The organism is uncultured Campylobacter sp., from assembly GCF_937997595.1.
In the GTDB taxonomy this organism is placed as follows: domain Bacteria; phylum Campylobacterota; class Campylobacteria; order Campylobacterales; family Campylobacteraceae; genus Campylobacter_B.
The window spans coordinates 1-2,773 of record NZ_CALKTS010000067.1 but is presented as its reverse complement, the minus strand read 5'-3'; the positions used below and the strand labels follow the sequence as shown (position 1 = coordinate 2,773).

The 2,773-nt window shown below is 44.6% G+C and carries 3 protein-coding genes; 2 read left to right on the top strand and 1 reads right to left on the bottom strand.

The genetic code is table 11. From position 1 onward, the window contains the following. Window positions 1-396: 396 nt before the first annotated feature. On the top strand, window positions 397-534 hold the full coding sequence (locus Q0614_RS02260) for a hypothetical protein (RefSeq protein ID WP_298786251.1): 138 nt from the start codon (window positions 397-399) through the stop codon (window positions 532-534). Window positions 535-1,285: 751 nt separating this feature from the next. Here the strand turns inward: Q0614_RS02260 and Q0614_RS02255 are convergent. After that, window positions 1,286-2,047, bottom strand: coding sequence for a TSUP family transporter (locus Q0614_RS02255; protein WP_298786250.1), 762 nt, complete (start codon window positions 2,045-2,047; stop codon window positions 1,286-1,288). Window positions 2,048-2,158: 111 nt separating this feature from the next. On the opposite strand from Q0614_RS02255, the gene Q0614_RS02250 reads away from it, so the two are divergent. Further along, a partial coding sequence (locus Q0614_RS02250; RefSeq protein ID WP_298786248.1) for a hypothetical protein occupies window positions 2,159-2,773 on the top strand: 615 nt, incomplete at its 3' end.

The following is a 2,773-nucleotide window of genomic DNA, read 5'->3' as shown; positions in this document are numbered from 1 at the left end:
CGCCGCATCGGGAGTCGAGATGATCTGCATAGTAAATCCTTTGTGAAAAATTTCGCCCATTTTATCGCAAAATATTTTAGTATTGCTTTAGGCGGCGGAATTTTGCGAGCGGACGGGCTTGAATGCGGCAGGTATGATGAAATTTAATTGACGCGAGAGATTGGCTAAATTTCGACGGGCGAGGCGAAACAGATACGCAGCGATACGGCAAATTTAAATGGCATGGATAGGCAAAATTTCGTCTACGATAGCAGAATAAAACGGCAGACGCGGCAATGCGGTTAAATTTATCGCACAAAATACAGCGGACAATATGGCGAGAGGTTAGCGCGGAAAGCGAACCATGGCGGCGAAACGGCAAATTTAAAAAAGCTAACAGGCGCAACAAAACAGAGCGTGAAAGTACGGCTAAATTTAATCTATCTATACGGGCACGGCGGCGAATCTGCACAGCAAATGGTTGAACTGTCGGCACGAGCGCAGGGCGAGCAAAACGGCTCGCTAACGGTGGCGTATATTTTAAAAGGCAAATAAGCGGGAAAGAGGCGTGCGTGACGGTGCCCGATTAAATTTCATCAATGCGGGGCACGATAACGCCGCGCTCTCGGCAATACGACGACTCTATCGGCAACACCGAATGAATGGCATGGCGATACGACGAAATAGATACGGGCAGTGTGGCTAAATTTGACTGATACGAATGGACGAAACTTCATCGGCATCGTTGTGCAGTAAATCAAATCCTTGCACCATCAAGATCGCGATATCGCGACAGCAAAATCAAACCGCCCATGGTAGTGGTACGGGCGGCGGGGCGGTAAAAGCAGCGCTAAAATCGCTACCATCGCAGCAGAAAGAACAGCGCCGTCATAAAAAATCAGTGCGACACCGCACAACGCAATTAAAATCCTCGCAGTAGCAAGCGCGGCAACGAAGTTGTCGATGTAGCGGAGCAAAATCAGCGATATCGAAATAATAAAATCAAAGACCTCGCGACAAGCGAGGCTTCCGACGCAACGGCAACAGAATCAACATCGCAGCAGCGGGAAATTAGCGTAGTCGTGACAAGATCAGCGCGAAGCTACGATATAGTCGACGCCATCGAAGCGAGACTGGCGTGACCCTACAGCAAGATCTGCGCTACTGCGGCAGCAAGATCAGCGTCATTACGGCAAATCGGCGAGGGTTCATAAAATTTTATGCGAAATTTTATACGAAATCCTGTATAAAATTCTATGATTTTGGCTTGAAATTAACCCGCGATCGGCCCTCAACCAGTCTGTAATTAATTTGCAATCAGTCCGTAAAGTAGCTTTAAAATCGTGGCGGCAACGACGAGCAGAAGCATATTGCGCACAAATCTCACGTCGCATCTCATCACGAGGCTTGAGCCTGCGAAGCTGCCCGCGATCTGTCCGACCGCCATCACCGCTCCGACGAGCCATAAAATCTGCCCACCGATGATAAAAACGCCCAAAGAGACGATGTTTGAGGTGAAATTTAAAACCTTCGTGTGTGCGACCGCCTTTTTCATATAAAGCCCTAAAATTCCCACGAGTGCAAACGTCCAAAACGAGCCCGTACCTGGGCCGAAAAATCCGTCGTAAAACCCCAAAATAAGCCCGAAAATCGCGTAAAAGCTCTTTTTTGACATCTTGGGTTTGGCGGGCGCTTCGCCTAGGTTCGGCGAAAAAATCATATAAATGAAAAGCGCCAGCAGCAGGATCGGAATGAGGTAGTTTAGGAATTTCGCATCGATTAGGAGCAGGACATAAGCGCCGACGAGTCCGCCTACGAACGTAAAAATCACGCCGTGCAAGATCTCCGCCGCATCGACGTAGCCCTTGCGGATGAAATTTAAAGCGGCGGTGAAGCTTCCGAAGCTGCCTTGAAATCTATTTGTGGCGATCGCTACATGCGGCGGAACGCCTACGGCAAGCAGCGCAGGCAGCGATATCAGCCCGCCGCCGCCTGCTATCGAGTCGATAAATCCGCCGAAAAACGCCGCCGCAAAAAGCACCGCGAACTGCCAAAGCTCAAACTCCATTTTTGTCCTTTTTTAATTTCCAATATTTTACAAAAGGTGAACTTAAATTTTAACCGCCATACATCGCAATAGCAAATCGTATGCTATAATAGTAAAAAATAAGGATAAAGAATGAATAATGGTCTCAAAAAAATCATCAATCTAATTTTAAAAATTTTCATCATAAGCGTATCTATTTTAGGAGCAATCATTATATTAATAATAGCATTGGTTATAGCGGGAATTTATTTAAAGCCGTATGGCGATTTTTGGAATGTAAAGAATAATAATTTTGAGGAACTCAATGCTTTAACAGATAATGCAGATATGGATGGATTGCTTTTATATCGTAGAAAAATTCAACCAAACGCTGCAGATAGTTTAGATGAGATCTGCTATGTTCATTATGTAAAGTTAAATTCTACCAATGGCATAACAGAAAAGAAGCTCATTGAAAACGGCTACAAACCATCTGATAAATCCAATTGCGTCGCCCAAGATAATAATCTGACAGAACTAACAAAGATCACATTTGCAGCACCGTTTTTTCATTATCTAGGTTATAGTGATGATAGATTAAACAAAATATATTTAGTCTATGGCTCGACAGCTCACTTAGATGTATCTACCATAAGCGCAAAAAATGGACAAATCTGGCAAAAACAAGGACGCGAAATTATTATCTATCCAGGAGAAAATATAATTCAAAAGAATAGATTATTCTCTGAATGTTTTGGTCCATTCGGT